Here is a 23,853-nt window from a genome sequence, read left to right on the forward strand (position 1 = left end):
GCCCATGCAAGGCGCGATGGTACGTCATCAGCAACCCGCTCCCGGCCGCAAGCCGGTGCCGCGTGGTGCCAGCCGGATGGTGGCGAAAGAGCCGCTGTCGGCGCGCCTGCCCAAGCCTGGCTTCAGTGTTTTCAAGCGACTGCTGTGGCCGATTCTTCTGGTGGCCGCAGGCTTTGGCGCCTATGAAGGCGCGCAGCGGTTGATGCCGTATGCCGACCGGCCGATCACCAAGATCGCCGTGCAGGGCGACCTCAGCTACATCAGCCAGCAGGCGGTGCAGCAGCGGATCGCGCCTTACGTCGCGGCGAGCTTCTTCACCGTCGACCTGGCGAGCATGCGCGCCGAACTGGAGCAGATGCCCTGGATCGCCCATGCAGAAGTACGCCGTGTATGGCCAGACGAAGTGGTGATCCGTCTCGAGGAGCAGTTGCCGGTGGCGCGCTGGGGTGATGATGCCTTGCTCAACAATCAGGGCCAGGCCTTCACGCCGCGCGAGCTGGCCAACTATGAGCACCTGCCGCAGCTGTTCGGGCCGCAGCGGGCTCAGCAACAAGTGATGCAGCAATATCAGGTACTGAACCAGATGCTGCGTCCCCTGGGCTTTTCGATCGCACGTCTGGAACTGCGCGAGCGTGGCAGCTGGTTCCTGACCACCGGCGCCGGAAGCGCCGGGCCGGGTATCGAACTGCTGCTGGGGCGTGACCATCTGGTGGAAAAGATGCGCCGCTTCATTGCCATTTATAACAAGACGCTCAAAGAACAGATCACGAACATCGCCCGCATCGATCTGCGTTACGCCAATGGCCTCGCCGTTGGCTGGCGGGAACCGATTGCACCGCCCGCGGCCCAATCCGCCGTGGCGAAGAATTAGAGAGAGGCAGGACCATGGCAAACGCGCATAGCGGCAAAATGATCGTCGGGCTGGATATCGGCACGTCCAAGGTGGTTGCACTGGTGGGCGAAGTCGCTGCCGACGGCACACTGGAAATCGTCGGTATCGGCACCCACCCGTCGCGCGGGTTGAAGAAAGGCGTGGTGGTCAACATCGAGTCCACCGTGCAATCGATCCAGCGCGCCGTCGAAGAGGCCCAGTTGATGGCCGGCTGCCGCATCCACTCGGCATTCGTCGGTGTGGCCGGCAACCACATCCGCAGCCTGAACTCCCACGGTATCGTCGCGATCCGCGACCGTGAAGTCAGCGCTGCGGACCTCGAGCGGGTACTGGATGCCGCCCAGGCCGTTGCCATTCCTGCTGACCAGCGCGTGCTGCACACCCTGCCGCAGGACTACGTCATCGATAACCAGGAAGGCGTGCGCGAGCCACTGGGCATGTCCGGCGTTCGTCTGGAAGCCAAGGTGCACGTCGTGACCTGCGCCGTGAATGCCGCGCAGAACATCGAGAAGTGCGTGCGCCGCTGCGGTCTGGAAATCGACGACATCATTCTTGAGCAGCTGGCGTCGGCCTATTCCGTCCTGACCGATGACGAGAAAGAGCTGGGCGTGTGCCTGGTGGACATCGGTGGCGGTACCACCGACATCGCGATCTTCACCGAAGGTGCAATCCGCCACACCGCGGTGATCCCGATCGCTGGCGATCAGGTGACCAACGACATCGCCATGGCGCTGCGTACACCGACCCAGTACGCCGAAGAAATCAAGATCCGCTACGCCTGCGCCCTGGCCAAGCTGGCGGGTGCCGGCGAGACCATCAAGGTGCCAAGCGTGGGCGACCGCCCGCCGCGCGAACTGTCGCGCCAGGCCTTGGCCGAAGTGGTCGAGCCGCGTTACGACGAACTGTTCACCCTGATCCAGGCCGAGCTGCGTCGCAGCGGCTACGAGGATCTGGTTCCGGCTGGCATCGTGCTGACCGGTGGCACTTCGAAGATGGAAGGCGCGGTCGAGCTGGCCGAGGAAATCTTCCACATGCCAGTACGCCTGGGCGTGCCGCACAGCGTTCGCGGCCTGAGTGATGTAGTCCGCAACCCGATTTACTCCACTGGTGTGGGTCTGCTGACCTACGGCCTGCTGAAGCAGTCCGATGGCGTGCCCGTGCCAGGTATTAGAAACGACAGCTATGGCGATGAACCAAAGGCTCCTGTGCTTGAGCGTTTCAAGCGTTGGGTCCAGGGCAACTTTTAAGTTTCAAAGCAGTAGTGGTAGGCGCAAAAACTAGAGAAAAATGAAAGGAGAGGGAAAATGTTCGAGCTCGTAGACAACGTCCCGCAAAGTCCGGTCATCAAAGTGATCGGCGTCGGTGGCGGCGGTGGCAACGCCGTCAATCACATGGTGAAGAGCAACATCGAAGGCGTCGAATTCATCTGCGCCAACACCGATGCTCAAGCGCTGAAAAACATCGGCGCACGTACCATCCTGCAACTGGGTACCGGTGTGACCAAGGGTCTGGGTGCTGGCGCCAATCCGGAAGTCGGCCGTCAGGCGGCTCTGGAAGACCGTGAGCGCATCGCCGAAGTGCTGCAGGGCACCAACATGGTGTTCATCACCACTGGCATGGGCGGCGGTACCGGTACCGGTGCTGCGCCGATCATCGCCGAAGTGGCCAAGGAAATGGGCATCCTCACCGTTGCGGTGGTGACCCGTCCGTTCCCGTTCGAAGGTCGCAAGCGCATGCAGATCGCCGATGAGGGCATCCGCGCGCTGGCTGAGAGCGTTGACTCGCTGATCACCATCCCGAACGAGAAGCTGCTGACCATCCTGGGCAAGGACGCGAGCCTGCTGTCCGCGTTCGCCAAGGCTGACGACGTGCTGGCGGGTGCCGTTCGCGGTATCTCCGACATCATCAAGCGTCCGGGCATGATCAACGTCGACTTCGCTGACGTGCGTACCGTGATGAGCGAAATGGGCATGGCAATGATGGGTACCGGCTGCGCCAGCGGTCCGAACCGTGCTCGTGAAGCCACTGAAGCGGCCATTCGCAACCCGCTGCTGGAAGACGTCAACCTGCAGGGCGCGCGTGGCATCCTGGTGAACATCACCGCCGGTCCTGACCTGTCGCTGGGTGAGTACTCCGACGTGGGTAGCATCATCGAGGCGTTCGCGTCCGATCACGCCATGGTCAAGGTCGGTACCGTAATCGACCCGGACATGCGCGACGAGCTGCATGTGACCGTCGTGGCCACCGGCCTGGGTGCAAAAATCGAGAAGCCTGTGAAGGTCATCGACAACACCCTGCAATCCGCCGCAGCCCAGGCTTCCACCCCGGCTCCAGCGCCTGTGCGCCACGAGCAACCGGCAGTGAACTACCGCGACCTGGAGCGTCCTACCGTGATGCGCAACCAGACGCACGCCGGTGCTGCAGCGGCTGCCAAGCTCAATCCGCAAGACGACCTGGATTACCTGGACATCCCGGCTTTCCTGCGTCGCCAGGCCGATTAATGAAATTTATCAGGGGTATTAGGGTGATTGGTGTTCAGCAAAGGCCGGGTCTGCTATTATCCCCAGCCTTTGTTGATACCAGTTCGCAATCTGTGCTGAAGCGGCCAATGCCATGATTAAACAACGCACCCTGAAAAATATCATCCGTGCCACAGGTGTCGGCCTGCACTCCGGGGAGAAGGTTTACCTGACCCTCAAACCTGCACCTGTGGATACCGGCATCGTATTTTGCCGAGCCGACCTCGATCCGGTGGTGCAGATTCCTGCCCGTGCGGAAAACGTCGGTGAGACAACCATGTCCACGACACTGGTCAATGGCGATACCAAGGTCGACACGGTAGAGCACCTGCTCTCGGCCATGGCTGGCCTGGGCATCGATAATGCCTACGTCGAGCTCTCCGCGTCGGAAGTTCCGATCATGGATGGTAGCGCTGGTCCCTTTGTATTCCTGATTCAATCTGCCGGCCTGGAAGAACAGGACGCGCCGAAGAAATTCATCCGCATCCTGCGTGAAGTGTCAGTCGAGGACGGCGACAAGCGCGCCACCTTCCTGCCTTTCGACGGGTTCAAGGTGAGTTTCGAGATCGATTTCGACCACCCGGTGTTCCGCAACCGGACTCAAAGTGCCAGCGTGGACTTTTCCAGCACCTCGTTCGTGAAGGAAGTCAGCCGCGCCCGTACCTTCGGGTTCATGAGCGACATCGAGTACCTGCGCAAGCATAACCTCGCACTCGGCGGTAGCGTGGAAAACGCCATCGTGGTGGACAAGGACGGCGTGTTGAACGAAGACGGCCTTCGCTATGAAGACGAATTCGTCAAACACAAGATCCTCGACGCCATCGGTGACCTCTACCTGCTGGGCAACAGCCTGATCGGCGAATTCCGTGGCTTCAAGTCCGGCCACGCGCTGAACAACCAGCTGTTGCGCAAGCTGATCGAGGAGAAAGATGCCTGGGAAGTGGTGATCTTCGAAGATGCCAGCACCGCACCGATCTCGTATATGCGTCCGGTAGCAGCTGTATAAGTTCGAACTCTCTCTCTAGTTTGAAGGCCACCTCCGGGTGGCCTTTTTTATTGCGCGGGATTCACTCGGTCGGCGGATTCTTGTTGCCCTTGCCATGGCTGGCCAGGCGCTCCAGCGCCGCACGAAGGTTCGGGTCGCTGATACCTTCCGCCGTCGCCTGGATGTTCTCCGCCGACTTGCTCGAAATATCCATTACATGACCGCCGGGGCGCGGGCTGCTGGCGGTCGGCTGGACCTTGAACTGGATGCGGCTGAGGCTGACGAACACGTCGAGTTGTTGCAGGGCGCGTTGCAGGCGTTTCTGCTGGTAGCGCAGGCGCGTTGCCCAGTGGCCATCGGTGACCACCAGCAACAATGTACCCTCGCGCCACGAAGCGACATGACAGTGCTCGCGGGCTGCGGGCTGCAACTGGCTTTCTACCAGACGCTGCAATTGCGCCAGACGCTGTGCATGGCTGAACAATGCCTTGAGGGGACGGGCTTCGCGCAGGAGTACGGCGGGGGCGCGAGCGGGAGAGGGGCGGTAGGCCATGAAGACACCTGCAATGACAGTGCTGGCAATCTTATCAGATCCCTCGTCGCACGCCGGACGGATGCGATTGGCCGCAATCTTGCGGCTGACGGGTTGAAGTTGGCGAAAAAGCCCTTATTGTAAAAAAGCCCCGTCAAAGCGCTGTGCCAGCATCGTGGAACTCCACCACTTTCCTCACCATCGTTTCCGGGTAGAATGCTCGTTCGCATGCGGCCAATAAGGGCTGCACGGGCGACTCACGGGGCCGCCCTCCATCCCTATGTGTGGAAGATCCTGCCGATATGTTTGCGCCTTTGTTAAAAAAACTTTTTGGAAGCAAGAACGAGCGTGAAGTCAAACGCATGCTCAAGACGGTACAGATCGTCAATGCCTTCGAAGAGCAGATGGTGGCCCTCTCCGATGAACAGCTGCGGGCCAAGACCGCCGAGTTCAAAGAGCGCCTGGCCAAAGGCGAGACCCTCGACCAGCTCCTGCCTGAAGCCTTCGCCGTCACGCGCGAAGCGGGCAAGCGGATCATGGGCATGCGTCACTTCGATGTGCAGTTGATCGGCGGCATGACCTTGCACGAAGGCATGATCGCGGAAATGCGCACCGGTGAGGGCAAGACCCTGGTGGCAACCCTGGGCGTATACCTCAACGCACTGTCCGGCAAGGGCGTGCACGTGGTCACGGTCAACGACTACCTGGCCCGTCGCGACGCCAACTGGATGCGTCCTCTATACGAATTCCTCGGCCTGACCGTCGGTGTCGTCACACCGTTCCAGCCGCCGGAAGAGAAGCGTATTGCCTACGCTGCCGACATCACCTACGGCACCAACAACGAATTCGGTTTCGACTACCTGCGCGACAACATGGCGTTCAGCATGGAAGAGAAATTCCAGCGCGAGCTGAATTTCGCCGTGATCGACGAAGTCGACTCCATCCTGATCGACGAAGCCCGTACTCCGCTGATCATCTCCGGTCAGGCTGAAGACAGCTCCAAGCTGTACATCGAGATCAACAAGCTGATCCCGCGCCTGAAGCAGCACATTGAAGAAGTCGAAGGCGAAGTCACCCAGGAAGGTCACTTCAAGGTTGACGAGAAGACCCGCCAGGTCGAACTCAACGAAGCCGGTCACCAGTTCATCGAAGAGATGCTCACCCAGGTCGGCCTGCTGGCCGAGGGCGAGAGCCTCTATTCCGCGCACAACCTGGGCCTGCTGACCCACGTCTATGCCGGTCTGCGCGCGCACAAGCTGTTCCACCGCAACGTCGAGTACATCGTTCAGGACGGTCAGGTTCTGCTGATCGACGAACACACCGGCCGTACCATGCCGGGTCGTCGCCTCTCCGAAGGCCTGCACCAGGCTATCGAAGCCAAGGAAAACCTGAACATCCAGGCCGAAAGCCAGACCTTGGCATCGACCACCTTCCAGAACTACTTCCGCCTGTACAACAAGCTGTCCGGCATGACCGGTACCGCTGACACCGAGGCGTTCGAGTTCGCCCAGATCTACGCCCTCAACGTGATGGTGATTCCGCCGAACAAGCCGTTGGCGCGTAAAGACTTCAACGACCTGGTGTACCTGACCGCCGAGGAGAAGTACGCGGCGATCATCACCGACATCAAGGAAAGCATGGCTTCCGGCCGTCCTGTCCTGGTCGGTACTGCGACCATCGAAACCTCCGAGCACATGTCCAACCTGCTCAAGAAAGAGGGTATCGATCACAAGGTCCTCAACGCCAAGTACCACGAAAAAGAAGCCGAGATCATTGCCCAGGCCGGTCGCCCGGGTGCGCTGACCATCGCTACCAACATGGCCGGTCGCGGTACCGACATCCTGTTGGGCGGCAACTGGGAAGTCGAAGTGGCTTCCATGGACAACCCGACCCCTGAGCAGATCGCCCAGATCAAGGCTGACTGGCAGAAGCGCCACCAGCAGGTGATCGAGTCCGGTGGTTTGCACGTAATTGCTTCCGAGCGCCATGAATCCCGCCGTATCGACAACCAGTTGCGTGGTCGTTCCGGCCGTCAGGGTGACCCGGGCTCCAGCCGCTTCTACCTGTCGCTGGAAGACAGCCTGATGCGTATCTTCGCCTCTGACCGGGTGAAGAACTTCATGAAAGCCCTGGGCATGCAGTCCGGCGAGGCGATCGAGCATCGCATGGTCACCAACGCCATCGAGAAGGCGCAGCGCAAGGTCGAAGGTCGCAACTTCGACATCCGTAAGCAACTGCTCGAATTCGACGACGTGGCCAACGAGCAGCGCAAGGTGATCTACCACATGCGCAACAGCCTGCTGGCTGCCGAGAACGTTGGCGACACCATCGCCGAGTTCCGTCAGGAAGCCCTCGACGCCACCATCAGCCAGCACATTCCGCCACAATCGCTGCCGGAGCAGTGGGATGTGACCGGTCTGGAAGCGGCCCTGGCCAGCGATTTCGGCGTGAAGCTGCCGATCCAGCAGTGGCTCGACGAAGACGATCACCTGTACGAAGAAACCCTGCGCGAGAAGCTGCTGAACGAGCTGCTGACCGCGTACAACGAGAAAGAAGACAGCGCCGGTGCCGAAGCCCTGCGTACCTTCGAGAAGCAGATCCTGCTGCGCGTCCTCGACGACCTGTGGAAAGACCACCTGTCGATGATGGACCACCTGCGGCACGGCATTCACCTGCGTGGCTACGCTCAGAAGAACCCGAAACAGGAGTACAAGCGCGAGTCGTTCACCCTGTTCCAGGAACTGCTGGACTCGATCAAGCGCGACACCATCCGCGTTCTGTCCCATGTCCAGGTTCGCCGCGAGGATCCGATCGAAGAAGAAGCCCGTCTGCGCCGCGAAGCCGAAGAACTGGCCCAGCGCATGCAGTTCCAGCATGCCGCCGCGCCTGGCCTGGAAGCTGCTGAATTGCAGGAAGACGGTGCCGAAGTCGCCGTTGCCGCCGCGCCGGTACGCAACGACATCAAACTGGGCCGCAACGAGCCGTGCTGGTGTGGTTCGGGCAAGAAGTTCAAGCACTGCCATGGCCAGATCGACTGATCTGACCCGCCAGTGTCACGCTGAAACATGAGCACCGCGCCGCGACAGGCTTGACCCGTCGCGGCGTTGTTCTATCTCAAGCGCCGTCGATCAAAGGCGGCATCTCAATGTTCTAGGAGCGCTTTCATGGCTGTTGGTCTTGGTCCTTTGCCAACGTTGCACCCGGTCCCCGGTTTCGAACTCGGTATCGCCTCGGCGGGCATCAAGCGTCCTGGGCGCAAGGATGTGGTAGTGATGCGCTGTGCCGAAGGCTCCAGCGTCGCGGGCGTTTTCACCCTGAACGCGTTCTGCGCTGCGCCGGTGATTCTGGCCAAACAGCGCGTGCAAGGCAGCGTACGCTACCTGCTGACCAACACCGGTAACGCCAACGCCGGTACCGGCGCACCAGGCCTGGCCGCTGCCGAGCGCACCTGCGCCAAGCTGGCCGAGCTGACAGGCGTTGATGCCAGCGCCGTGCTGCCGTTCTCCACCGGCGTGATCGGTGAGCCGCTGCCGGTCGAGAAGATCGAAGGCGCGCTGCAGGCCGCCCTGGACAACCTGTCCGAAAACCACTGGGCTGAAGCCGCCACCGGCATCATGACCACCGACACCCTGCCCAAGGGCGCCAGCCGCCAGTTCCAGCACGAGGGTGTGACCATCACCGTGACCGGCATCAGCAAAGGCGCCGGGATGATCCGTCCGAACATGGCCACCATGCTCGGCTACATCGCCACCGACGCCAAAGTCGCGCCGGCGGTACTGAAAGACCTGATGCTGGACGGCGCCAACAAGTCGTTCAACCGCATCACCATCGATGGCGACACCTCGACCAACGACTGCTGCATGCTGATCGCCACTGGCAAGGCCGATGTCGCCGAAGTCACTGAAGCCAGCGGCCCGCTGTTCGACGCGCTGAAAAAGGCCGTGTTCGAAGTCTGCATGGAAGTGGCCCAGGCCATCGTCCGTGACGGCGAAGGTGCGACCAAGTTCGTGACCGTGGAGGTCAACGGTGGTGGCAATCATCAGGAATGCCTGGACGTCGGCTACGCCGTTGCCCACTCGCCGCTGATCAAGACCGCGCTGTTCGCCTCCGACCCGAACTGGGGCCGCATCCTCGCGGCCGTTGGTCGTGCCGGCGTGCCGAACCTCGACGTCAGCCTGATCGACGTGTACCTGGGCAGCGTCTGCATCGCCAGCAAAGGCGGCCGCAGCGCGACCTACACCGAAGACCAGGGTGCCGCAGTCATGGCTCAGGAAGAGATCACCATCCGCATCGAACTGGGCCGTGGTGATTGCAGTGAAACCATCTGGACCACCGACCTTTCTCACGAGTACGTGAAGATCAACGCCGAATACCGGACCTGATCGAAGACGCGTCTCCGGCAAGCCCGCCAACCGCGGGCGGGCTTGCCGGTTCGGGTTATGTACCCAAGTGTGGATTTCTGGCGGAGAGTGAACGTTGAAACGAATTCATGTAGCAGCCGCGGTCATCCGCGGTGCTGACGGGCAAATCCTCATCGCTCGTCGCGACAAGACCCAGCACCAAGGCGGTCTCTGGGAGTTCCCCGGGGGCAAGGTTGAAGACGGCGAAACCGTGGACGCGGCCTTGGCGCGCGAACTGCGCGAAGAGCTGGGCATCGAAGTGACCGCGGCGCGGCCACTGATCAAGATCAAGCATGACTACCCGGATAAGCAGATTTTGCTGGATGTCTGGGACGTCAGCGGTTTCACGGGTGAACCCCATGGCGCCGAAGGCCAGCCGCTGGCCTGGGTGTCACCGAGGGACCTGGCGCAGTACGAATTCCCCGAGGCCAACCGGCCTATCGTCGCCGCCGCGCGTTTGCCTGGCGAGTACCTGATCACGCCGGATGACCTGGAAGTCCCGCAGATGCTGCGCGGCATCCAGAAGGCCATCGCCGGCGGGATCAAGCTGGTGCAACTGCGTGCGCCGAACATGTACGACCCCAAATACCGCGATGTGGCGGTGGATGCGGCCGGACTCTGTGCGGGCAAGGCGCAACTGATGCTCAAGGGACCCCTGGAATGGCTGGGCGATTTCCCGTCGGCCGGTTGGCACCTGACCTCCGAGCAACTGCGCAAGTACGCCGCCAATGGCCGTCCGTTCCCCAAGGAGCGCTGGCTGGCTGCGTCCTGCCATAACGCCGAAGAACTGGCCCTGGCTGAGCAGATGGGCGTGGATTTCGTAACCTTGTCACCGGTGCAGGCCACCCAGACTCATCCTGAGGCACAGCCATTGGGTTGGGATGCGGCACAGCAACTGATCGAAGGCTTCAACCGGCCGGTGTTCCTGCTGGGCGGCGTGGGCGCCGCCGAGCGCGAGCGCGCCTGGCGGATTGGCGCGCAAGGCGTGGCCGGGATCCGGGCTTTCTGGCCCGAGGTCTGAGTCGAATCCAGTGGGGCTGCTTTGCAGCCCTTCGCGACGGTCCGGTGTCCCGGCAATCGGTGCAATCGTAGGCGCGAGCTTGCTCGCGGTGTGGCCTGGCTCAGGGTTTCGCCGAGGCCTGCCACAGCACTTCGCCGATACCCTGGCGCCGCCCGATCAGACGTGCCGCGACGAACAGCAGGTCGGATAACCGATTGATGTAAGCCAGCCCGACACCCGCCAGCGGCTCTATCGCGTTGAGCTGCTGGCAGCGCCGCTCGGCGCTACGAGCCAGACTACGGCAGACATGGGCCTGGGCCACTAGCGCCGAACCGCCGGGCAGGATGAAGTTTTCCAGCGGGCCCAGCTCTTCGTTCCAGCGGTCAATGGCCGCTTCCAGCCGTTCCACTTCAATGGCGTTCAGCGCCTGGTAGCTGGGCATCGCCAATTCGCCGCCAAGGTCGAACAAGCGATGCTGACACGGTGCCAGCACCTCGATCACTTCTTCCAGTCCCTGTTCCGCCAGACCGGCCAGCAGCAGCCCCAGTTGACTGTTCAGCGTATCGACTTCGCCGATGGCTTCGATGCGCGGGTGGTCCTTGGGCACGCGTCGGCCGTCACCGAGGCCGGTTTCGCCCTTGTCGCCAGTGCGGGTGTAGATCTTCGACAGGCGAAAGCCCATGGTTCATGACTCCAGTTTGTTGGGCGCCGGAAGCGGCGCGAGGCTGGCGGCCAGCGGCAGGCGCAGGGTGAAGCAGGTGCCTTGGCCCGGCGCCGACTGCACTTCCATCTGGCCCTTGTGGTTGTTGGTGATGATGAAATATGACACCGACAGGCCGAGGCCTGTGCCCTGGCCGATTTCCTTGGTGGTGAAGAACGGTTCGAAGGTGCGTTTGCGCACGGCTTCGGGCATGCCGACGCCGTTGTCCTCGACCTGGATTTCCGCCCATGGCGGGTTGAGTCGGGTACGCAGGGTAATCCGTCCGGGCTCGCGGTCGTCTTCGCGCAGGTGAATGGCCTGGGCAGCGTTTTTCAGCAGGTTGAGCAGCACCTGTTCCAGTTCGTTGGCGGTGCCGGCCACCGGACCGAGCTCGGGGTCGAACTGGCGGACGATAGCCTGGCCCTTGAAGTCGAAGCCGATGGTCAGGTCGAAGTCGTTCCCGGCGATCTCCACGGCCTGGTCGATCAAGGCCGGCAGGTCGCAGGGCGCCATTTGGCGGTTGCTGCGCCGACTGAAGCTGAGCATGTGGGTGACGATCTTCGCCGCGCGGGCACCGGCCTGCTGGATGCCATCAAGCAGTTGCGGTACCTGGCGACCTTCCAGGTAGCGGTTGACGGTGGCCAGGTCAATGCCGGTCTCGTTGGCCTGTTCGAGGTTCTTCGGCAGTTCCGGGGACAGGCGCCGGCGAATGTTCTGCACGTTGTGCAGGATGGCGCCCAACGGGTTGTTGATTTCGTGGGCCATGCCCGCCGCGAGGCCGCCGACCGAAAGCATTTTTTCCGACTGCACCATCATTTCTTCCAGTGACAGGCGCTGGGTGATGTCGTCGATACGGATCACCACACCACGACCGCCGCCGCCCATCAGCGGATAGAAGGTCAGGGCGTAGTGGCGGGCGTCGTCGTCTTTGGTCCAGGTCACACGCTCGATCTTCGCCACCCGGTGCTTCTCGACGCTCTCATTGAGCTGCGGCAGGAACGGCTTGAGCGGTTCGAAGGCGAGGAAGATCGGCTGGTTCAGGGCTTCGTCCAGCGGCGTCCCGGAAAGGGCGCTGGCCTCCTGGTTCCATTGAGTGACGTAGAGCTGTTCATCGAGGGCGATCAGCGCTGAGGGCATGGAGTCGATGATGCTGTTGAGGTAGTTCTGGAAACCGGTGAGCTTGCGTTCGATCTTGCTGCGCACCTGGACTTCCAGTTCCAGCTTGCGGTTGGTGTGACGGGTTTCCTCGGCGAGCCCCTGGGCCTGGTCGAAGGCATGCTGGAACTCGTCGCGCGCGCGCTTGAGCTGCTGCTCGCGTGCTTCGATGCGCGACAACATGGTGTTGAACGCTTCGGCCAGGCTGCCGATTTCATCATGGTTGCCAGGGCTGGCGCGCAGGGCGTAGTTCTCTTCCCGGGTCACCTGGCGCGAGAGTTGTTCGAGTTGGTAGATCGGCTGTGTGATCAGGCGCTTGATCTGCCGGGCGATGATCATCCACAGCAGCACGCTGAATACGAGGATGCCCAGGCTGGCGGTGAGTGTTCCGGTGTAGAAGGCCATCGGCAGTTCGCTGCTGGCCACCAGCAACAAATGCCCCGGCGGGCTGCCGGGGCGGCCCAGGCTGACCAGTTGGGTGCTGCGGAATTCAGTCAGGCGCCAGCTTTCGATGTTGCGGTAGCGCTTGGGCAGGGCGATTGGCTCGCCGTGCTGCAACTGCGCTAGCAGCTTGCCATCGGAGCCGTAGAGGGCGGCGGCGCGCAGCGGCGAGTAGGTGTCGAGTTCCTGCAGCAGTTTGTTGGCGGCTTCGGGAGAGTCGGTGGCCTGCTGGGCGATCTGTGGAGTGGAGACCAGGCGGCCGATTGTTTGCAGGGCCTGTGGCGCCATGGCTTCCTGGGAGATCCAGTAGGCGGCGCTGATAAAGGTCAGGTTGGCCACCAGCAGGATGGTGATCAGCAGCACCAGCAGGGCGGCCAGCAATTTCTGGCCGACCGGCAGGTTTTCCAGGCGTTCGCGCAAGGGCATGGGGAAGGCGTGGTCCTGTGGTGGGAAGGGCAGGGTAACGCTGCCCTCAGTCGCTGGGCAATCCGTGGTTGTTCAGGTGTTCGACCAGGCGCCGGTGGAGCCGTTCCAGGTGCGCCAGGGTGTGTCCGTGACGGGCAGCGGTGCGGCAGGCGTGGCCGAGCAGATAGTGGATCTCGGTGCGGCGCCGGTTTCGAACGTCCTGGTACATCGAAGAGTAGTTGGCGGCCGTGGCCTGGATGACCCGTTCGACTTCCGTGGCCAGGTTTTCGGCGGCCTGCGGCTGACCGCAGACCTGCAACAGCTCGGCCAGCTCTGCGCACAGCGTCGCGACCTCGCAGTGGTGCTCGGTCAGGCCACCGTTGCGGCAATCGTAGAGCACGGTCAGCGGGTTGATCGCGCAATTGAGCGCCAGCTTGCGCCATAGGCGGGTGAGGATATCGGGCGTCCACTGGTGGGGGATGCCGGCGTCACTCAGGTCATCAAGCCAGTCTGGTGGCAGCGGGTTGGCCGGATCGCCCAGCCAGTTGAAGCCATGCCCGGCAAAATTCACCTGCCAGTCGTGCTCGCGAAAGGCACCCTCGGTACTGGAGGCGAAGATGCAGCGGGCCAGCGGTACGCGGGCGGCGACTTCGTCCTGGCTGCCGAGGCCGTTCTGCAGCAGGATGATTTCGGCATCCGCCGTCAGACGATGGGCGATGCTGGCGACAGCCTTTTCCGCGTCGTAGGCTTTGCAGGCCACCAGCAGTCGGCTGATTGGCCCGGTGGCCGCAGTGCTTTCCGCTGCGATAGGGAGGGTCCGCGGTTGTCCTTGCTCGACCAGCGTCAGGCCGCCTGTCGCCTCGTAGGCGTGCAGCCGTTGTGCGTCGCGCAGAATCAACCGGACCGGTTTGCCTGCCCGCGCCAGGCGGCAGGCCCAGAGGCTACCGAGGTTGCCGGCGCCGAGAATATGCCAGGTGCTGCTCATCAGCGTTTCCCAAGCGTTTATAATGAGCCCGCATTTTAACCGTCAAACCCGGTGCGCTCCATCGCGCTCCTCTCACAGGGGCGCCAGCGCGCCTTTATTTTTTGGAGAAAGATATGCCGTCGTTCGACGTGGTATCGGAACTGGACAAGCACGAAGTCACCAACGCCGTGGAAAACGCCGTCAAGGAACTGGATCGCCGCTACGACCTCAAGGGCAAGGGCAGCTTCGAGTTCAAGGAAAAGGACCAGACCGTCACCCTGACCGCCGAAGCCGAGTTCCAGCTCGAGGCAATGGTCGAAATCCTGCGCATGGCCCTGGTCAAGCGCAAGATCGACGTGCAATGCCTGGAAATCAAGGACCTCTACGCGTCGGGCAAGGTGACCAAGCAGGACGCGGTGTTCAAAGAGGGCATCGATAAAGAACTGGCGAAGAAGATCGTTGCTCATATCAAGGACGCCAAGCTCAAGGTCCAGGCCGCCATCCAGGGCGAGCAGATCCGCGTGACCGGCAAGAAGCGCGACGACCTGCAGGAAGCCATCGCGGCCCTGCGCGCCAAAGAGTTCGGCATGCCGCTGCAGTTCAACAATTTCCGCGACTGACAGCCTGCTTGCGGGAACCTTGGCATTTTGATGGCGTCCGAGGTTCCTGTAGCGCTGAAACGTTTGCGGCGCGATATTTTCAGATTTTTGCCGCACGGCTAGGAGAAAAGAATGGATTTGAACGCTGAGGTCGATCAACTGGTCAGGACTTCGCAAACCTGGGTCCCGTTGATCATGGAATATGGCAGCCGTTTGCTGCTGGCGTTGATCACTTTGGCGGTGGGCTGGTGGCTGATCAACAAGCTGACCGCGAAGCTGGGCCGCCTGGTGGCGATTCGCAATGGTGACCTGGCGCTGCAAGGCTTCATCAGCACCCTGGCCAACATCATCCTCAAGGTGCTGCTGTTCATCAGCGTTGCCTCGATGATCGGCGTTGAGACCACGTCTTTCGTAGCCGCGATCGGCGCCGCCGGCCTGGCTATTGGCCTGGCCCTGCAAGGCAGCCTGGCGAACTTCGCCGGCGGCGTGCTGATTCTGCTGTTCCGTCCGTTCCGCCTGGGCGACTGGATCGAGGCGCAGGGTGTCAGCGGAACCGTCGACAGCATCCAGATCTTCCACACCGTGCTGCGTACTGGCGACAACAAGACAGTGATCGTGCCCAACGGCAATCTGTCCAACGGCATCATCACCAACTACAACCGCCAGCCGACCCGCAAGGTGGTGTTCGATGTCGGCGTCGACTACGAAGCGGACCTGCAAAAGGCCCGCAACGTCCTGCTCGACCTGGCCAAGAGTGACCCGCGGGTGCATGCGGATCCGGCGCCGCAAGCGGTGGTCGCGACCCTCGGCGAAAGCTCCATCACCATTTCCCTGCGTATCTGGGTCAACACTGGCGACTATTGGGATGTGATGTTCATGCTCAACGAGCGTGCGCGTGATCGTCTGAAAAGCGAGGGCATCGAGGTTCCCTTTCCGCAGCGCATGATCCGTGTGGTGCAGGAAACCGCAACACAGTAAGCACAGCCGCTGCAGCCATCGCCGGCACATGCCTCCCCGGGGCATGTGCCGGCGATGTCGTTTGTGGCCGGGTATTACACTTCTTCACCTCTTCTCGCTACCGGCGCCCGGGCTTTTCTGGCATACAGGCCGGTCTGATATCCAATGCTGGCCGAATCATGACACCGCTTCTCAAGATCACCCCGTTCAGGGCCTTCTGCTTCGCCATGACCCTGGCGCTGTTCGAACTCCTCACCTACCTCGCCAGTGACGTGGTGATGCCCGCCATGCCGCAGGTGGTGACAGACCTGCAGGCCAGCCCCGAATTCATCCCCCATGCGCTGAACCTGTACCTGCTTGGCGGCGTACTGTTGCAATGGCTGATCGGCCCGCTGGCCGACCGCTATGGCCGGCGTCCGTTGCTGTTGGGCGGTTGCGCGTTCTTCTGCCTCGCGTGCCTGGCGACCTTCTGGGTCGACGGTATCGAAGTGTTCAACCTGCTGCGCCTGTTGCAAGGCATTGGCCTGGGCTTTGTGGTCACCGTCAGCTATCCGGCCTTGAACGAAGCATTCAGTGAAGCCGACGCGGTGCGGATGATGGCCTTGCTGGCGAACATCGCCCTGTTGTCGCCGTTGCTGGGGCCGTTGGTGGGCACGCTGATGCTGGAGTGGGTGTCCTGGCGCTGGCTGTTCGTGCTGTTTGGTGGCGCTGCCGTGCTGGCCTGGCTCGCCCTGTACCGCTTCATGCCGGAAACTCTGGGGGTGGAGCGCCGCGACGGCACCCGCCTGGAATTCCAGCCCATTCAGCTGTTGCCGCTCCTGGCCGGCTATGGCCAGTTGCTCGGTAACCGGCGCTTCGTTGCCGGCAGTGCGGCGCTGGGCTTGATCGGCCTGCCACTGATTGGCTGGATCGGCTTGTCGCCGGTGTTGTTGATCCACGACGAAGGCCTCAGCACGATGCAGTACGCGCTGTGGCAACTGCCGGTGTTCGGCGGGCTGATCCTCGGCAACCTGATCATCAACCGGGTCGCCGATCGCTACCCGCTGACCACTCTGGTGCGTGGCGCGCTGTGGCCGTTCCTGACGGGACTGCTGGCGGCGGTGCTGGCGACCTGGATTTATCCAAGCGTGCCGAGCCTGGTGGTCGGGTTGTCCCTCTACGCGTTGGGACTTGGCGTGGCCAATGCGGTGCTGTACCGCATGACCCTGTTCAGCAGCGAGCAAAGCAAGGGACTGGTGTCGGCCATGCTGGGGATGATCACCATCGCTCTGCTCGGCTTCGGCGGGGCGTTGATGGCGATGCTCGGGGCCGGTGCCGGCCTGCTGGCATTCGCCCTGGCAGCGGGGCTGTCAGGGGTGCTGGCGCTGTGGCCATTGTGGGTGGTGCTGAGGGACGGACGCGGGACGCTGGCGGTGCAGCCCTGATTCAGGGCTGCTGTTGCTCGCCGACCTGGCCGTTGCCGGGTTGCTCCGGCTCCTGCTTGCCGCGGCGCAGTTCCTGATGCCAGTGCAAGGCAATCAGGATCAGCGTCGGTACGCCCAGCAGCGCGGTGATCAGGAAGAAGTCGTGATAGCCGTACTTCTCGACCATCACGCCTGAGTAGCCACCGATCAGACGCGGCAGCAGCAACATGATGGAACTGAGCAGCGCGTATTGGGTGGCGGAGAACTTCAGGTTGGTCAGGCTCGACAGGTAGGCGACGAACGCCGACGTGGCCAGGCCCGAGCTGAAGTTGTCGAGGGAAATGGTCACCACCAGCATCTGCAGGTTGGGGCCCATGTCGGCCAGCATCAGGAACAGGATGTTGGTCGCCGCCGAGGCCGCGCCGCCGATGAACAGGATCGGCAGGATGCCGAAGCGCACGATCAGCAGCCCGCCGAAACCAGCGCCGACCAGGGTCATGATCAAGCCGAAGATCTTGCTGACGCTGGCGATCTGGTCCTTGGTGAAGCCCTGGTCGATATAGAACACGTTGGCCATCACGCCCATCACGGTGTCAGACATCCGGTAGGTCGCGATCAGCCCGAGCAGCAGCAGGGCCTGCCAGCGGTAGCGCTGGATGAAGTCGTTGACCGGGGTCAGCACCGGCGCCAGGCCGCGACGGCCCATGGCCGAGAGGCACAGGCAGGTGAGGGTGATGTAGAGGATGGCGCGCAGGAAAGCACGGTCTTCCAGCAGCAGGTCGAGCAGGCTGACCCCTTCGAACAGCACGCTGGCGAAGTCGGTGTTGTAGAGCTGGGTGAACATGGCCGGCACCGACACCAGCAGCACGATCAGCACGAAGACCGAAATCAATTGATGGCTGAAACCGTAACGAGCCGCCTGCAACTGGGTGCGCAGCGATACCGGTGGTTCACGCATCAACAGCGAGGTGAGCAATGCTGGCAGCATCATCACGCCGAACAGCACGTAGGTGCCGGTCCAGGCTTTGTGCATGTAGCTGAAACCGGTAGAGCCAAACCACTCGGCGAAGAACAGGGCGCCGGCGGTGGCAAGCAGGGCGGCGACCCGGTAGCCGGCCATGTAGCTGGCGGCGAGTGCGGCCTGGCGCTGGTCGTCGGCGATTTCCAGGCGGTAGGCGTCGACGGCGATGTCCTGGGTGGCCGAGGCGAACGCCACCAGCACCGCGAGGGCGATCAACCAGGACAGGTGTTTTTGCGGATCGCAGAAGCCCATGCCGACGAGGCCGATGACCACCAGTATCTGCGACAGGACCAGCCAGGATCGGCGTCGACCCAGCTTGCCGAGCAATGGCAGGCGCCATTGGTCGAGCAGCGGGGACCACACCCATTTGAATGCGTAGGCCAGGCCGATCAGGCTGGCGTAGCCAATGGTTTCGCGAGCGACTCCGGCTTCGCGCAACCAGACCGACAGCGTCGAGAACACCAGCATATAAGGCAGGCCGGCGGCGAAGCCGAGCAGCAGGAGCACCACGGTCGACGGGCTGGCATAGGCAGCAAGCGCAGCGCGCCAGGTTTTACGGGGCATGGGCCAACATCTGCCTCAAGATTACGAACACAAAGCGCGCACTCTAACTGTTGTGATCCATCGGACGCCAGCCATGGCGCGACATATCGACGCGATTATTGCGCAGGCTGACACCTTCGGCGCGCAATCGCGCCCGTTGTTCATCCCCGGAGGGTGTGCCCAAGGCCAGGCTCAAGCGCCCACCGGCGCCCAGCACCCGATGCCAGGGCAGACGGGTGTCGGGGGGTAACTGGCTCAGGGTGCGTCCGACCCAACGTGCGGCGCGGCCCAGGCCCGCCAGATCGGCCAGTTCGCCATAGCTGACGACTTTGCCTTCTGGCACCTGGCCCAACACCATATAGAGCGCCGTCCGTCGGTCTTCGGCGCGCTGCTGGGTCACGTCGGCTGAGGCTTTCATCGGGCAAGAACCAGCCGGGCACGGCGTTGGTGGAAACACTTGGCAATTGAACTCATTGGCATTGGTCAGGTCTGTCCTTGCTCGGGGGCTGAGCATCTGGATAATGCCCCACTTTTTTCGCGAACCTTAATGTCCGTATTGCCTATGTATTCTAGAACCTTGTTGTGCCTTGCATTGGTCGGCGTTTGCGCACCGGCTGTAGCCGATACCGTCTGGATGAAGAACGGTGACCGCCTGAGCGGCAAGATCAAGGTGTTCGACGGCGGCAAGCTGTTGCTGGAAACACCTTATGGTGGCTCGATCCCGCTGGACTGGAAGCAGGTCAAGACCCTGGAAAGTGACCAGGAACTGCTGGTCAAGCAGGATGAGTACAACGGTGAACGCGCCAAGTCGCTGCAAGCGGCGGATGCGGGCAAGGTGATCCTGGCCAACGGCGAGGCGCCGAAGACCGTGGAACTGGCGAGCATCCAACAGATCATGAAGCCCAAGCCCGTGGTCGAGGACCTGGTCTGGAAGGGTAATGTCGACCTCGCACTGGATTACAAACGTGCCGAGTCCAACACCGACGACTATGACGTTGATTTCAAGACCACCGCGCGTCACGGCCGCTGGCGGCACAATGCCGAGGGCGAATACAACCGCGACAGCAAGGACGACGTCACCACCACCAACAACTGGAGCGCCGAGTACGCACTCGACCGCTTCATCACCGACAAGTGGTTCTGGCAAGGCCGCCTGAACTACAAACGCGACCATATTGAAGACCTTACCCGTCAGCGCACCGTCGGTACCGGTCCGGGCTATCAGTTCTGGGATGACGAACTGGGCGCCTTCTCCCTCGGTTCGCTGCTCAACCGCACCGATTACGAATACTCCGACGGCGGTAAGGACAACTTCTACTCCGTCGGCGTGAAGTGGGATTACAACCGCTACCTGATCGGCAAGACCATTGAGGTGTTCACCAACGGTGAGGTGGGCAGACCGCTGGGTAGCGTCGCCGACTACAGCCTGGATGCCGAAGTGGGCCTGCGCTACAAGGTCACCGAGTGGGCATCGCTCAACCTCAAGGCCGAAAAAGACATCATCAGCGGCACCAATGACAGCGACCTGGACAAGACCCGCTACACCGCAGGCTTCGGCGTGACCTGGTAAGACCGACGAAGCTGGCCCCTTGGCATTGCGCGGTGATAATGATTAGCTTGTCGCATCACCGCCCGTGCCGGGCGGCCCGTTTTACCCAGGAGTCCAGACGTGAGCGCCAACGCTGCAAGGCAAGCCCGAGAACTGCTGCTCAAAGAGTACCGTGGGGTGCTCTCGACCCATTCCAAGTCGATGCCCGGCTTTCCTTTCGGCTCCGTGGTGCCGTATTGCCTGGACGCTGACGGCAATCCGCTGATCCTTATCAGCCGGATCGCCCAGCACACTCACAACCTGCAGAAAGATCCCAAGTGTTCGCTGCTGGTGGGCGAGCGCGGTGCTGAAGATGTGCAGGCGGTAGGCCGTCTGACCGTCCTGGCCGAGGCGCACAAGCTGGAGCAGCCGGAAGCCATCGAGGCCGCAGCCGAGCGCTATTACCGTTATTTCCCAGAATCGCGCAATTATCACAGCGCCCACGATTTCGATTTCTGGGTGCTGCAGCCGGTGCGTCATCGCTATATCGGCGGTTTCGGCGCCATTCACTGGATCGATCAGGTCACGCTCGCCAATCCGTTCGCCGGCAAGGCGGAACTGAGCATGGTCGAACATATGAATAGCGACCACACTAACGCCATCGCCCATTACGTTGCCCTGAGTGGTTTGCCGGACAGCGTGCCTGCGCAGTTGGCAGGTATCGACAGCGAGGGCATGCACCTGCGCATCGGCCAAAGCCTTCACTGGTTGGCGTTTGCCGAGCCCTGCAACAATCCGACACAAGTCCGCCAGGCCTTGGTTTCACTGGCTCACGCTGAACAGTGGCCACAGGTGCAGCAGGCCGAGGCTTGAAATTTCGAGCTGAAGTTACCATTTGAGGTCTTATTGGAAGGATGTCTTCCGCAGAGGAACCCTCGATGCGTGCTTTTCTACTGCTTTTCCTGATTTTCCCGATCCTGGAGCTGTACGTCTTTTTCAAGGTGAGCAGCTCCATCGGCTTCTTCCCGGCGCTGCTGCTGATCTTCGCCGGTTCGGCGCTGGGTGTGCTCGTAGTGCGCGTGGCCGGGTTGGCCACGGCGTTGCGTGCGCGTGAAAGCCTGCAGCGTGGCGAGCTGCCCGCCGAGGACATGTTTCATGGCTTGATGCTGGCCCTGGCCGGCGGCCTGCTGTTGATCCCGGGGTTCATCTCCGATGTGGTCGGCCTGCTCCTGCTGTTGCCGTTCGTTCGTCGTCTGTTTGTCAGCAAGCTGCGCAGCCGTGCAGAAGCCCAGGCCATGCGCCAGCGGGCGTTCGCCGACGATCCGTTCGAGGGTGCCCGGCCCGGCCCACAAGGTCGTGTACCGCGCGAGCCGAACGTGATCGAAGGCGAGTACGAACACCGCGACAAGTGATTCACGCCTGCGCGCAAAAGAAACGGCCCCGAGTGGGCCGTTTTTCATTCCGTCCGGTTCATAGCAAAAAAATTCCTTTGTGAGCCTTGTAATCGCCTTGGCCGACCTTATGTATGGGTCACCGCAAGGTTTCTGGGCATCCGCACCAGACAAAGACAACCGTGGCCCGCCCCGCGAGTCACGACCGGCAACGCCGGAAGCATCAACCCGCCGGTATTGATACCGGCCGATGAAAACCACTATCAGGAGAGATCGACAATGAAGCTTCGTCCTCTGCATGACCGCGTCGTTATCCGCCGCAGCGAAGAAGAATCGAAAACCGCTGGCGGTATCGTTCTGCCAGGCTCGGCTGCTGAAAAGCCAAACCGCGGCGAAATCGTCGCCGTCGGCACCGGTCGCATCCTGGACAACGGTGAAGTGCGTGCGCTGGCCGTGAAAGTGGGTGACAAAGTGGTTTTCGGCCCTTACTCGGGCAGCAACACTGTGAAAGTTGACGGCGAAGACCTGCTGGTAATGAGCGAGAACGAAATCCTCGCTGTTATCGAAGCTTGATTCCGCTGGTTTTCCGTTACTCCAAAGTATTCAAGGATTAAACGATCATGGCTGCTAAAGAAGTAAAATTCGGCGATTCCGCCCGCAAGAAAATGCTTGTTGGTGTCAACGTTCTGGCTGACGCAGTAAAAGCGACCCTGGGCCCGAAAGGCCGCAACGTGGTTCTGGCCAAGAGCTTCGGCGCTCCGACCATCACCAAGGACGGCGTTTCCGTCGCCAAAGAAATCGAGCTGAAAGACGCCTTCGAAAACATGGGCGCCCAGCTGGTCAAGGAAGTTGCTTCCAAGGCCAACGATGCTGCCGGTGACGGCACCACCACCGCTACCGTCCTGGCTCAAGCCATCGTCAACGAAGGCCTGAAAGCCGTCGCTGCCGGCATGAACCCGATGGACCTGAAGCGCGGTATCGACAAAGCCACCGCCGCTGTCGTCGCCGAGCTGAAAAACCTGGCCAAGCCATGCGCCGATTCCAAGGCCATCGCCCAGGTAGGCACCATCTCCGCCAACTCCGACAACTCCATCGGTGACATCATCGCCGAAGCCATGGAAAAGGTCGGTAAAGAAGGCGTCATCACCGTTGAAGAAGGCTCGGGCCTGGAAAACGAACTGTCTGTCGTAGAAGGCATGCAGTTCGACCGCGGCTACCTGTCCCCGTACTTCATCAACAAGCCGGACACCATGGTTGCCGAGCTGGAAGGCCCGCTGCTGCTGCTGGTCGACAAGAAGATCTCCAACATCCGCGAACTGCTGCCTGTTCTGGAAGCCGTTGCCAAATCCGGTCGTCCGCTGCTGATCGTGGCTGAAGACGTCGAAGGCGAGGCGCTGGCTACCCTGGTAGTCAACAACATGCGCGGCATCGTCAAGGTTGCAGCGGTCAAGGCACCTGGCTTCGGCGACCGCCGCAAAGCCATGCTGCAGGACATCGCTGTCCTGACCGGCGGTACCGTGATCTCCGAAGAAATCGGTCTGAGCCTGGAATCCGCTACCCTTGAGCACCTGGGCAACGCCAAGCGCGTAACCCTGTCGAAAGAAAACACCACCATCATCGACGGTGCTGGCGTTGAAGACGACATCCAGGCTCGCGTGAAGCAGATCCGCGCCCAGATCGAAGAGACTTCCTCGGACTACGACCGTGAGAAGCTGCAAGAGCGTCTGGCCAAACTGGCTGGCGGTGTTGCCGTGATCAAGGTCGGTGCCGGCACCGAAGTTGAAATGAAAGAGAAGAAAGCCCGCGTTGAAGACGCCCTGCACGCTACCCGTGCAGCCGTCGAAGAAGGCGTTGTACCTGGCGGCGGTGTTGCCCTGGTACGTGCTCTGTCCGCCATTGTCGACCTGAAGGGCGACAACGAAGACCAGAACGTCGGTATCGCTCTGCTGCGTCGCGCTGTTGAAGCGCCGCTGCGTCAGATCACTGCCAACGCCGGCGACGAGCCAAGCGTTGTGGCCGACAAGGTCAAGCAGGGTTCGGGTAACTTCGGTTACAACGCTGCTACCGGCGAATACGGCGACATGATCGAGATGGGCATCCTTGACCCAGCCAAGGTCACTCGCTCGGCGCTGCAAGCTGCAGCTTCGATCGGCGGCCTGATGATCACCACCGAAGCCATGATCGCTGATGCTCCAGTTGAAGCTGGTGCTGGTGGCGGCATGCCTGATATGGGTGGCATGGGCGGTATGGGTGGTATGGGCGGCATGATGTAAGCCAGCCTCACCCGCTACACCCAAAAGAGCCCCGCCTAGTGCGGGGCTTTTTTTATGGTGGATTCTTCAGTGAGTGCTGGGGTCATGATTCTTTGGTTTTTTGGCTTGGGAGCTGGAAGCTTATCCGTTCGATGTGGCGAGGCTA

General features: G+C 61.7%; 21 protein-coding genes. 15 read left to right on the forward strand and 6 right to left on the reverse strand.

Features of this window, described 5'->3' with window-relative positions; genetic code table 11:
- The first annotated feature begins 4 nt into the window (after window positions 1–4).
- The 4 genes from DM374_RS10345 (at window position 5) to lpxC (ending at window position 4,417) form a co-directional block, all read left to right on the forward strand.
- Window positions 5–871, forward strand: coding sequence for a cell division protein FtsQ/DivIB (locus tag DM374_RS10345; RefSeq protein WP_095154673.1), 867 nt, complete (start codon window positions 5–7; stop codon window positions 869–871).
- A gap of 14 nt (window positions 872–885) precedes the next feature.
- Window positions 886–2,139 (forward strand): cell division protein FtsA, encoded by a 1,254-nt coding sequence (gene ftsA, locus DM374_RS10350; protein WP_095154675.1) that lies wholly within the window; start codon window positions 886–888, stop codon window positions 2,137–2,139.
- 57 nt (window positions 2,140–2,196) lie between these two features.
- Window positions 2,197–3,393: a cell division protein FtsZ gene (gene ftsZ / locus DM374_RS10355; RefSeq protein ID WP_095154677.1), complete on the forward strand. Its 1,197-nt coding sequence runs from the start codon at window positions 2,197–2,199 to the stop codon at window positions 3,391–3,393.
- A 112-nt stretch (window positions 3,394–3,505) separates the two neighbouring features.
- Entirely contained in the window at window positions 3,506–4,417 is a 912-nt protein-coding gene (gene lpxC, locus DM374_RS10360) for a UDP-3-O-acyl-N-acetylglucosamine deacetylase (protein ID WP_095154679.1), read from the forward strand.
- 61 nt (window positions 4,418–4,478) lie between these two features.
- Here lpxC and DM374_RS10365 read toward each other — a convergent pair whose 3' ends face one another.
- Window positions 4,479–4,949, reverse strand: coding sequence for a DUF721 domain-containing protein (locus DM374_RS10365; protein ID WP_110969738.1), 471 nt, complete (start codon window positions 4,947–4,949; stop codon window positions 4,479–4,481).
- Window positions 4,950–5,230: 281 nt separating this feature from the next.
- Between DM374_RS10365 and secA the strand changes: the two genes are divergently transcribed.
- The 3 genes from secA to DM374_RS10380 all read left to right on the forward strand — a co-directional run bounded on the left by secA (window position 5,231) and on the right by DM374_RS10380 (window position 10,349).
- Window positions 5,231–7,966: a preprotein translocase subunit SecA gene (secA, locus tag DM374_RS10370; protein ID WP_110969739.1), complete on the forward strand. Its 2,736-nt coding sequence runs from the start codon at window positions 5,231–5,233 to the stop codon at window positions 7,964–7,966.
- Window positions 7,967–8,092: 126 nt separating this feature from the next.
- On the forward strand, window positions 8,093–9,310 hold the full coding sequence (gene argJ / locus DM374_RS10375; protein ID WP_110969740.1) for a bifunctional glutamate N-acetyltransferase/amino-acid acetyltransferase ArgJ: 1,218 nt from the start codon (window positions 8,093–8,095) through the stop codon (window positions 9,308–9,310).
- 94 nt (window positions 9,311–9,404) lie between these two features.
- Window positions 9,405–10,349, forward strand: coding sequence for a Nudix family hydrolase (locus DM374_RS10380; protein ID WP_110969741.1), 945 nt, complete (start codon window positions 9,405–9,407; stop codon window positions 10,347–10,349).
- Between the two features lie 100 nt (window positions 10,350–10,449).
- On the opposite strand, the gene DM374_RS10385 is transcribed toward DM374_RS10380, so the two are convergent.
- Genes DM374_RS10385 through DM374_RS10395 form a run of 3 tightly spaced genes read right to left on the reverse strand, consistent with a single transcriptional unit; the run spans window position 10,450 to window position 14,014 of the window.
- Entirely contained in the window at window positions 10,450–11,010 is a 561-nt protein-coding gene (locus tag DM374_RS10385) for a cob(I)yrinic acid a,c-diamide adenosyltransferase (protein WP_110969742.1), read from the reverse strand.
- Window positions 11,011–11,013: 3 nt separating this feature from the next.
- Window positions 11,014–13,050 (reverse strand): sensor histidine kinase, encoded by a 2,037-nt coding sequence (locus DM374_RS10390; RefSeq protein ID WP_110969743.1) that lies wholly within the window; start codon window positions 13,048–13,050, stop codon window positions 11,014–11,016.
- Window positions 13,051–13,096: 46 nt separating this feature from the next.
- Window positions 13,097–14,014 (reverse strand): putative 2-dehydropantoate 2-reductase, encoded by a 918-nt coding sequence (locus DM374_RS10395; protein WP_110969744.1) that lies wholly within the window; start codon window positions 14,012–14,014, stop codon window positions 13,097–13,099.
- Window positions 14,015–14,127: 113 nt separating this feature from the next.
- Here DM374_RS10395 and DM374_RS10400 point away from each other — a divergent pair, with 113 nt between their 5' ends.
- The 3 genes from DM374_RS10400 to DM374_RS10410 all read left to right on the forward strand — a co-directional run bounded on the left by DM374_RS10400 (window position 14,128) and on the right by DM374_RS10410 (window position 16,973).
- Window positions 14,128–14,613 (forward strand): YajQ family cyclic di-GMP-binding protein, encoded by a 486-nt coding sequence (locus DM374_RS10400; RefSeq protein ID WP_110969745.1) that lies wholly within the window; start codon window positions 14,128–14,130, stop codon window positions 14,611–14,613.
- A gap of 111 nt (window positions 14,614–14,724) precedes the next feature.
- Window positions 14,725–15,570 (forward strand): mechanosensitive ion channel family protein, encoded by an 846-nt coding sequence (locus DM374_RS10405; RefSeq protein ID WP_110969746.1) that lies wholly within the window; start codon window positions 14,725–14,727, stop codon window positions 15,568–15,570.
- Between the two features lie 158 nt (window positions 15,571–15,728).
- Window positions 15,729–16,973: an MFS transporter gene (locus DM374_RS10410; RefSeq protein WP_110969747.1), complete on the forward strand. Its 1,245-nt coding sequence runs from the start codon at window positions 15,729–15,731 to the stop codon at window positions 16,971–16,973.
- Window position 16,974: 1 nt separating this feature from the next.
- Here the strand turns inward: DM374_RS10410 and DM374_RS10415 are convergent, their stop codons facing one another.
- Both DM374_RS10415 and DM374_RS10420 read right to left on the reverse strand, forming a co-directional pair.
- Entirely contained in the window at window positions 16,975–18,537 is a 1,563-nt protein-coding gene (locus DM374_RS10415; protein WP_110969748.1) for an AmpG family muropeptide MFS transporter, read from the reverse strand.
- A gap of 43 nt (window positions 18,538–18,580) precedes the next feature.
- Window positions 18,581–18,934, reverse strand: coding sequence for an MGMT family protein (locus DM374_RS10420; RefSeq protein WP_110969749.1), 354 nt, complete (start codon window positions 18,932–18,934; stop codon window positions 18,581–18,583).
- Between the two features lie 144 nt (window positions 18,935–19,078).
- Here DM374_RS10420 and DM374_RS10425 point away from each other — a divergent pair, with 144 nt between their 5' ends.
- The 5 genes from DM374_RS10425 to groL all read left to right on the forward strand — a co-directional run bounded on the left by DM374_RS10425 (window position 19,079) and on the right by groL (window position 23,708).
- Window positions 19,079–20,086 (forward strand): DUF481 domain-containing protein, encoded by a 1,008-nt coding sequence (locus DM374_RS10425; protein WP_110969750.1) that lies wholly within the window; start codon window positions 19,079–19,081, stop codon window positions 20,084–20,086.
- 99 nt (window positions 20,087–20,185) lie between these two features.
- Window positions 20,186–20,917, forward strand: a complete 732-nt coding sequence (locus tag DM374_RS10430) for a HugZ family pyridoxamine 5'-phosphate oxidase (RefSeq protein ID WP_110969751.1) — start codon at window positions 20,186–20,188, stop codon at window positions 20,915–20,917.
- 65 nt (window positions 20,918–20,982) lie between these two features.
- The gene (locus DM374_RS10435) at window positions 20,983–21,456 is read left to right on the forward strand and encodes an FxsA family protein (RefSeq protein WP_110969752.1); all 474 of its coding nucleotides are present in this window, start codon (window positions 20,983–20,985) and stop codon (window positions 21,454–21,456) included.
- 258 nt (window positions 21,457–21,714) lie between these two features.
- Entirely contained in the window at window positions 21,715–22,008 is a 294-nt protein-coding gene (locus tag DM374_RS10440; protein ID WP_095154713.1) for a co-chaperone GroES, read from the forward strand.
- A 47-nt stretch (window positions 22,009–22,055) separates the two neighbouring features.
- Window positions 22,056–23,708 carry a chaperonin GroEL gene (gene groL / locus DM374_RS10445; protein WP_110969753.1) on the forward strand — a complete coding sequence of 551 codons (1,653 nt, stop codon included), beginning with the start codon at window positions 22,056–22,058 and terminating at the stop codon, window positions 23,706–23,708.
- The last annotated feature ends 145 nt before the right edge of the window (window positions 23,709–23,853 follow it).

This window comes from Pseudomonas huaxiensis (genome assembly GCF_003231275.1).
GTDB classification, from domain to species: Bacteria; Pseudomonadota; Gammaproteobacteria; order Pseudomonadales; family Pseudomonadaceae; genus Aquipseudomonas; species Aquipseudomonas huaxiensis.

Bases quoted from the DNA above. Each gene is read 5' to 3' on its own strand.
- DM374_RS10400 (WP_110969745.1), top strand. From the start codon at position 14,128: ATGCCGTCGTTCGACGTGGTATCGGAACTGGACAAGCACGAAGTCACC.
- DM374_RS10395 (WP_110969744.1), bottom strand. From the start codon at position 14,014: ATGAGCAGCACCTGGCATATTCTCGGCGCCGGCAACCTCGGTAGCCTC.
- DM374_RS10390 (WP_110969743.1), bottom strand. From the start codon at position 13,050: ATGCCCTTGCGCGAACGCCTGGAAAACCTGCCGGTCGGCCAGAAATTG.
- secA (WP_110969739.1), top strand. From the start codon at position 5,231: ATGTTTGCGCCTTTGTTAAAAAAACTTTTTGGAAGCAAGAACGAGCGT.
- DM374_RS10425 (WP_110969750.1), top strand. From the start codon at position 19,079: ATGTATTCTAGAACCTTGTTGTGCCTTGCATTGGTCGGCGTTTGCGCA.
- DM374_RS10435 (WP_110969752.1), top strand. From the start codon at position 20,983: ATGCGTGCTTTTCTACTGCTTTTCCTGATTTTCCCGATCCTGGAGCTG.
- lpxC (WP_095154679.1), top strand. From the start codon at position 3,506: ATGATTAAACAACGCACCCTGAAAAATATCATCCGTGCCACAGGTGTC.
- DM374_RS10415 (WP_110969748.1), bottom strand. From the start codon at position 18,537: ATGCCCCGTAAAACCTGGCGCGCTGCGCTTGCTGCCTATGCCAGCCCG.
- groL (WP_110969753.1), top strand. From the start codon at position 22,056: ATGGCTGCTAAAGAAGTAAAATTCGGCGATTCCGCCCGCAAGAAAATG.
- DM374_RS10365 (WP_110969738.1), bottom strand. From the start codon at position 4,949: ATGGCCTACCGCCCCTCTCCCGCTCGCGCCCCCGCCGTACTCCTGCGC.
- argJ (WP_110969740.1), top strand. From the start codon at position 8,093: ATGGCTGTTGGTCTTGGTCCTTTGCCAACGTTGCACCCGGTCCCCGGT.
- DM374_RS10345 (WP_095154673.1), top strand. From the start codon at position 5: ATGCAAGGCGCGATGGTACGTCATCAGCAACCCGCTCCCGGCCGCAAG.
- DM374_RS10420 (WP_110969749.1), bottom strand. From the start codon at position 18,934: ATGAAAGCCTCAGCCGACGTGACCCAGCAGCGCGCCGAAGACCGACGG.
- DM374_RS10385 (WP_110969742.1), bottom strand. From the start codon at position 11,010: ATGGGCTTTCGCCTGTCGAAGATCTACACCCGCACTGGCGACAAGGGC.
- DM374_RS10440 (WP_095154713.1), top strand. From the start codon at position 21,715: ATGAAGCTTCGTCCTCTGCATGACCGCGTCGTTATCCGCCGCAGCGAA.
- DM374_RS10405 (WP_110969746.1), top strand. From the start codon at position 14,725: ATGGATTTGAACGCTGAGGTCGATCAACTGGTCAGGACTTCGCAAACC.
- DM374_RS10410 (WP_110969747.1), top strand. From the start codon at position 15,729: ATGACACCGCTTCTCAAGATCACCCCGTTCAGGGCCTTCTGCTTCGCC.
- ftsA (WP_095154675.1), top strand. From the start codon at position 886: ATGGCAAACGCGCATAGCGGCAAAATGATCGTCGGGCTGGATATCGGC.
- ftsZ (WP_095154677.1), top strand. From the start codon at position 2,197: ATGTTCGAGCTCGTAGACAACGTCCCGCAAAGTCCGGTCATCAAAGTG.